Here is a 6,290-nt window from a genome sequence, read left to right on the forward strand (position 1 = left end):
GCGGCCATGACCAAGAGACCGGCTCCCGTCAAGAAGTACGCGGCGCTGCTGCGCGGCATCAACGTCGGGGGGAGGAAGAAGGTCCCCATGGCGGAACTGCGTTCCGTGCTGGAGGGGCTCGGCCACGGCGACGTGCGGACCTACCTGCAGAGCGGCAACGCCGTCTTCAGCAGCGCGGCCCAGGACCCCGCCGCCCTCGCCCGGGAGCTGGAGGCGGCCGTCGAGGCCCGCTTCGGCTTCCCGGTGAAGGTCCTGGTGGTCGACGGCGCCTACCTGCGCGCCGTCGCCGAGGCCTGCCCGTTCCCCGCGGCCGAACTGGAGGGCAGGCAGCTGCACGTCACCTTCTTCTCGGAGCAGCCCGCCCCCGAACGCTTCGCGGCGTTCGACCCGGCCGCCTACCTCCCCGAGGAGTACCGCCTGGGCGACCGCGTCCTCTACCTCTACGCCCCGGGCGGGCTGGGCAGCTCCGAACTGGGCGCGGCGCTCCACAAGCCGGCCGTCCTCAAGGGCGTCGACGCGACCACCCGCAACTGGAACACGGTCGTCAAGCTGGTCGAGCTGACGGCCTAGGCCCGGCCGTGGCGCGGCACCGGCAGGAGGCGGTGTCCGGCGGCGCCGGTGCGCCGCGGCCCGGTGGGCTCCCGCCACGCGCCATGTGCCAGGCTCTGGGTATGCGTTACATCATCATCGGCGCCGGAGCGGTCGGCGCGACCATCGGGGGACGGCTCGCGGAGACCGGCCGGGAGGTCGTCCTCGTCGCACGGGGCCCGCACGCCGAGGCGCTGCGGACGAAGGGGCTGCGGCTCACCACCGCCGACGGGGAACGCGTCCACCGCCTCCCCGTGGCCGCGCACCCCGACGACCTCGGCGCCCTGCGCCCCGACGACGTACTGCTGCTGACCGTCAAGACGCAGGACGCCGTCGCCGCCCTCGACACCTGGGGCGCCGCCGAGGTCACCGGAGGCGGCACCGCCGCCCAGCGGCTGCCGCTGCTGTGCGCCCAGAACGGAGTGGAGAGCGAGCGCCTCGCCCTGCGCCGCTTCGCCCGCGTCTACGGGGTCTGCGTCTGGCTCCCCGCCACCTTCCTGGAACCCGGCGTGGTCTCGGCGCTGTGCACCCCGCTGACCGGCATCCTCCACCTGGGTCGGGCCGCCGGCGGGTCCGACGAGCGGATCCGGGCCGTCGCCGCCGACCTCGGCCGGGCCGGCTTCGAAGCCCCCGTCGTCGAGGACGTGATGCGCTGGAAGTACGCCAAACTCCTCGGCAACCTCGGCAACGCGATCCAGGCCACCACCGGCCCCGAACCCGACCCGGCCAAGGCCGCCCTGCTGCTGCGCGCCGCCCGCGAGGCCAAGGCCGCCTTCGCCGCCGCCGGTATCGACTACGTCTCGGAAGCCGACCAGTCGGCGGCCCGCGACGGCAAGGTCGTCCCGCCGGCCGGCGTCCGGGGCGGCTCCTCCTGGCAGAGCCTGGCCCGCGGCACCGGCTCGGTCGAGGCCGACTACCTCAACGGTGAAATCACCCTGCTGGGCCGCCTGCACGGCGTGCCCACCCCGGTCAACGACGTCCTGCGCCACGCCGCGAACATCTTCGCCCGCGAGTCCCTGCCCCCGGGAGCCATGTCCGTCGCCGACCTGACCGCCCTGGCCGACGAGGCCGAAGGGCGAGGATAGTCCGTGTCCGCGACTGACCTATATTGTTCTGGAACCCTGAAGGCCACACACAAATCAATCGCCTGACCATGATCGCTTCCCGACGCGGTCGACGACGCCATGCACCGGCATCGAGTGCCTCCGCACCTGCTGACGTGCAGTGGCGATTTTGACGTGCGGAGCGTTCGGCTCGGCGCTGCCTCGCGGATGAGCAGAACAACTTGACGAACGGCTTGAATGTGCAGAACGGACTGGCCCGAGGTGCCACCATCACGGGCGAACCCCACAACCAGGGACCAGGGTCTGTCGGACTCTCCGTGGTCATCCCCGCCTACCGGGAAGAGGAGCGGCTCGCCCCGACCCTGGAGCTGGTCCGGGACTACCTCGACGAGCACGTAGGCAGCGGCCAGGCCGACTGGGAGGTCATCGTCGTCGACGACGGCTCCCCGGACCGGACCGCCGCCATCGCCCTCGAGGCCGGGGCCGACGAGCCCCGCATCCGGCTCGTCCAGTCGGAGGAGAACAGGGGCAAGGGCAGCGCCCTGCGCCTGGGGGTCCGCGCCTCCCTCGGCCGCCGCGTACTGATCATGGACGCCGACCTGGCGACCCCCATAGAAGAACTCGCCCGCCTGGAACAGGCGCTGGCCGACAACCCCTCCCTGGACGCGGCCATCGGCTCCCGCGCCCACCGGGACTCCGCCATCGAGCGCCAGCAGAGCGTGCTGCGCGAGGTCCTCGGCTGGGTCGGCAACCGGGTCATCCGGCTGGTCGCCGTACGCGGCATCCGCGACACGCAGTGCGGGTTCAAGCTGTTCGACGGGGACCAGGCCCGGGCCGCGTTCGGCGCCGCCCGGCTCGACGGCTGGGCCATCGACGTCGAGATCCTCCAGTACTACCGCCGCAAGGGCTGGCCCGTCGCCGAAGTACCCGTCCGCTGGGCCCACCAGGACGGCTCCAAGGTGCAGCTGCTGGACTACCTGCGCACCCTCGGCGAGCTGATGCGGCTGAACGCGGGCGGCCTCGCCGTCGCCGGCCTCTACCTCCTGGCCTCCCTCTACCTCTACAAGGGGCTCTGGACGGACCTGGACGGGTCGATCCTGGCCCACTCCCTCCAGGACCAGAACCAGTGGGAGTGGTTCTTCGGCGTCACGGCCGACAACATCGCCCACCTGCGCAACCCGTTGTTCACGGACCTCCAGAACATGCCGGACGGCGTGAACCTGATGGCGAACACGGTGATGCTCGGCCTCTCGGTGCCGATGACCCCGGTCACCCTGCTGTTCGGCCCGACCGTCGCCCTGGCGCTGGTCTTCACCCTCGGCATCACCGCCACGGCCTGGGCCTGGTACTGGCTGATCCACCGACGGCTGACGGACAGCCGCTGGGCGGCCGCGGCCGGCGGCGCGCTGGCGGCCTTCGCGCCGCCGATGATCTCGCACGCCAACGCGCACCCGAACTTCGTCGTCCTCTTCATGATCCCGGTGATCATCGACCGGGCCCTGCGCCTGTGCGCGGGCAAGAACGTGGTCCGCGACGGCGTCCTCCTGGGCCTGTTCACCGCCTACCAGATCTACCTCGGCGAGGAGCCCTTCCTCCTGGCCGCGATGGGCATGGCGATCTTCGCCCTCATCCACGCCTGCTACGACCGGGACACCGCGCGCGCCGCCGCCAAGCCGCTCGCCAAGGGCCTCGGCATCGGCGCGGCCGTCTCCATACCGCTGGTCGCCTTCCCCCTGTACTGGCAGTTCTTCGGACCGCAGAGCTACCACTCGGTGCTCCACGGCGACAACGGCGCCGGCAACCCGCTGCGCGCCCTCAGCGAGTACCCCGCGCGCTCCCTGTTCGGCGACGCCGAGACCGCGGCCAAGCTGTCGATGAACACCACCGAGCAGAACGCCTTCTACGGCTGGCCGCTGCTCGCGCTGGCCATCGGCATCACCCTGTGGATGTGGCGCCGCCCCCTCGTCCGCGCCCTCGGCCTCACCGCCGTGGTCGCGGCCGTGCTCTCCCTCGGCCCCCAGGTGGAGCTCGACAAGTTCGGCATCACGGTGCCCGCCCCGTGGCGGTTGATGCGCCACCTCCCGCTGCTGGAGTCCGTGATCGAGAGCCGGGTGGCGATGGTCTGCGCCCCCGTCTTCGGCATGCTGCTCGCCCTCGCGCTGGACCGCATACGGGGCTTCCGCTCCGGCGACCACCGCACGGTCGGCTACCTCGCCGTCGCCGCCGCCCTGGTCCCGATCCTGCCGCTGCCCCTGGTCACCGAGGACCGCCAGCCGGTCCCCTCCTTCATCACCGAGGGACGCTACAAGGAGTACGTCGCGGGCGGCCGCTCGCTCGTCCCCGTGCCGCTCCCCGACCCGGGCTCCGCCGCCGCCCTGCACTGGCAGAGCAGCACGGGCTTCGGCTTCAAGCTGGCCGGCGGGTACTTCAACGGTCCCGACGGCCCCGACCGCGTCGGCATCTACGGCGCCAAGCCGCGCATGCTCTCCAGCCTCCTCAACGACGTCCGCTGGGGCACCGTCCAGCCCCCGCGGGACATCACCCCGCAGATGCGCGACCAGGCCCGTGCGGACCTGGCGTACTGGAAGGCGGGCGTGCTGGTCCTGCCGGTGCACCAGCAGCGCGCCACGGAGCTGCGCGACACCCTCTCCGGACTGCTGGGCCAGGAGCCCAAGCAGGTCGCCGACTGCCTGATCTGGCAGGTCGACGCCTCCTAGGCGGCCGAGTGGGAAACGCCCGAGGGGGGCCACAGCACGAATGCTGTGGCCCCCCTCGCGTGTGCGTCCGGGCTCAGGCCGTCAGGGCGCGGAGCGGGGCGTCCGCCCGGGCGGCCGCGTCGTAGCGGCGCAGGAGCAGGCGGGCCAGTTCCGGGGCCGCGCCCAGGACGTCCGCCACCACGTCCGCGCCGGCCTCCCGGGCGCCCGCCACGATGCGGTCCGGGAGGAAGCCCGGGGCGATCACGTACGGCGCCACGGCCACGCGGCTGACGCCCTCGGCGCGCAGGGCGCGGACGGCGTCCTGCGTGCGCGGAAGGGCGGCGGAGGCGAACGCAGGCCGCACGGCGCACCAACCGGTGTGCCGCCACTCCCGCGCGATTTCAGCGATCACTGCGATCGCCTCCGGGTCCGAGGATCCGGCGGACGCGAGGACGACACCGGTCGTCGCGCGGTCCGCCGGGGTGAGGCCGACACCGGCCTCGGCGAGGCGGCGCTCCAGGGAGGCCACCAGCAGGGGGTGCGGGCCCAGCACGTCCGCCACCCGGACCCTGAGGTCGGGCAGGCGGGTGGCCGACTCCGCGAGGACCGCGGGGATGTCGGCCTTGGCGTGGAAGGCCCTGGTGAGGAGCAGCGGCAGGGCCACGACCTCCCGGGCGCCCGACAGGTACAGGGAGGCCAGGGCCTGGGGGACGGTGGGACCGTTGAAGTCCAGGAAGGCCGTCTCCACCCGGAGCCCCGGCCGCAGCGACCGCACCCGCCCGACGAGGGCGTGCACGGTCGCCGCGTGCCGCGGATCGCGGCTGCCGTGGGCTATGACCAGGAGTGCGGGGGAGGACATGGGACGCTCGGATCTCAGTTCTTGACCAGCAGGCCGCGGCTGCGCAGCACCCAGCGCTCGACCGGGCTGAAGATCAGCAGGTCGATGGCGATGCCCACGACCAGGATCAGGACGATCGCCAGGAAAACACCCGGCAGGTCGATGTTGTTCCGGCCGTTCTCCAGCAGCTGGCCCAGGCCGAGACCCAGGTCGGGGGAGCTGGCGATGATCTCGGCGGCCATCAGGGAGCGCCAGGAGAAGGCCCAGCCCTGCTTGAGGCCGGCGACGTAGCCCGGCAGGGCGGCCGGCAGGACGACGTGCCAGGCGCCGCGCAGGCCGCCGGCGCCCAGGGTGCGGCCGGCCCGCAGGAACAGCGGCGGGATCTGGTCGATGCCGGAGACGAGTCCGTTGGCGATGGACGGGACGGCGCCCAACAGGATCACCGTGTACATCATGGCGTCGTTGAGGCCGAACCAGAGCACCGCCGGCGGCACCCAGGCGACCGAGGGCAGCGACTGCAGGCCCTGGAGGATCGGGCCGATCGCGGCGCGCACGAACTTCACGCGCGCCACCAGCAGGCCCAGCGGGGTGCCGATGGCCAGGGCGAGGAGGAAGCCGAGCAGACCGCGGGAGACCGAGGTCCAGATGACGTCGAGGAGCGTGCCCTTGAGCCACATGTCGGTCAGGCTGTGCCAGACGGCCGACAGGGCGGGCAGCTTGGTCTCGTCGGTGACCTTCGCCGAGACCAGGACCTGCCAGACCACCAGCACCAGGCCGACGGCCAGCAACGGGGGCAGGACCTTCTTGGTGAGGACCTCGCGCACCGGGGTGCGGTGGGTCTGGACGGCGTCGAGGGCGTCGAGGCCGGCCTCCAGGCCGGCCAGGTCGTCGCCCTTCGCCGCCTTGGGGGTGGTGTCAGTGCTGGCCATGGCGGCGGATCTCCCCACGCAGGTGTTCAGTGATCTCGAGCGACAGCTCCGCGACGTCCGCGTCCTCGATGCGGCGGGGCTGGGGGATGTCGACGGTCCACTCCTTGGCGACCCGGCCGGGGCGGGAGGAGAGGAGGACGACGCGCTGGGCGAGGCGGACGGCCTCGCGGACGTT

General features: G+C 72.7%; 5 protein-coding genes and 1 pseudogene. 3 read left to right on the forward strand and 3 right to left on the reverse strand.

Translation table 11 applies throughout. The annotated features are described in order from the left end of the window. The first annotated feature begins 6 nt into the window (after positions 1 to 6). From ACFY0O_RS18875 to ACFY0O_RS18885, 3 genes are all read left to right on the forward strand, one after another. Positions 7 to 570, forward strand: a complete 564-nt coding sequence (locus ACFY0O_RS18875; protein ID WP_388947770.1) for a DUF1697 domain-containing protein — start codon at positions 7 to 9, stop codon at positions 568 to 570. Positions 571 to 671: 101 nt separating this feature from the next. Beyond that, positions 672 to 1,673: a ketopantoate reductase family protein gene (locus ACFY0O_RS18880; protein ID WP_388947771.1), complete on the forward strand. Its 1,002-nt coding sequence runs from the start codon at positions 672 to 674 to the stop codon at positions 1,671 to 1,673. A 248-nt stretch (positions 1,674 to 1,921) separates the two neighbouring features. After that, on the forward strand, positions 1,922 to 4,369 hold the full coding sequence (locus ACFY0O_RS18885) for a dolichyl-phosphate beta-glucosyltransferase (protein ID WP_388947785.1): 2,448 nt from the start codon (positions 1,922 to 1,924) through the stop codon (positions 4,367 to 4,369). Between the two features lie 73 nt (positions 4,370 to 4,442). Here ACFY0O_RS18885 and ACFY0O_RS18890 read toward each other — a convergent pair whose 3' ends face one another. The 3 genes and pseudogenes from ACFY0O_RS18890 to ACFY0O_RS18900 form a co-directional block, all read right to left on the reverse strand. After that, entirely contained in the window at positions 4,443 to 5,207 is a 765-nt protein-coding gene (locus ACFY0O_RS18890; RefSeq protein WP_388947772.1) for a sirohydrochlorin chelatase, read from the reverse strand. A gap of 14 nt (positions 5,208 to 5,221) precedes the next feature. Continuing rightward, entirely contained in the window at positions 5,222 to 6,115 is an 894-nt protein-coding gene (locus ACFY0O_RS18895) for an ABC transporter permease (RefSeq protein WP_388947773.1), read from the reverse strand. After that, positions 6,102 to 6,290, reverse strand: a pseudogene (locus ACFY0O_RS18900) (ABC transporter ATP-binding protein); the annotation flags it as partial. The gene ACFY0O_RS18895 and the pseudogene ACFY0O_RS18900, both read right to left, overlap by 14 nt.

This window comes from Streptomyces sp. NPDC001594, assembly GCF_042893675.1.
Taxonomy (GTDB): domain Bacteria; phylum Actinomycetota; class Actinomycetes; order Streptomycetales; family Streptomycetaceae; genus Streptomyces.

Coding starts and splice junctions, on each gene's coding strand:
- ACFY0O_RS18875 (WP_388947770.1), top strand. CDS start 7: ATGACCAAGAGACCGGCTCCCGTCAAGAAGTACGCGGCGCTGCTGCGC.
- ACFY0O_RS18890 (WP_388947772.1), bottom strand. CDS start 5,207: ATGTCCTCCCCCGCACTCCTGGTCATAGCCCACGGCAGCCGCGATCCG.
- ACFY0O_RS18880 (WP_388947771.1), top strand. CDS start 672: ATGCGTTACATCATCATCGGCGCCGGAGCGGTCGGCGCGACCATCGGG.
- ACFY0O_RS18895 (WP_388947773.1), bottom strand. CDS start 6,115: ATGGCCAGCACTGACACCACCCCCAAGGCGGCGAAGGGCGACGACCTG.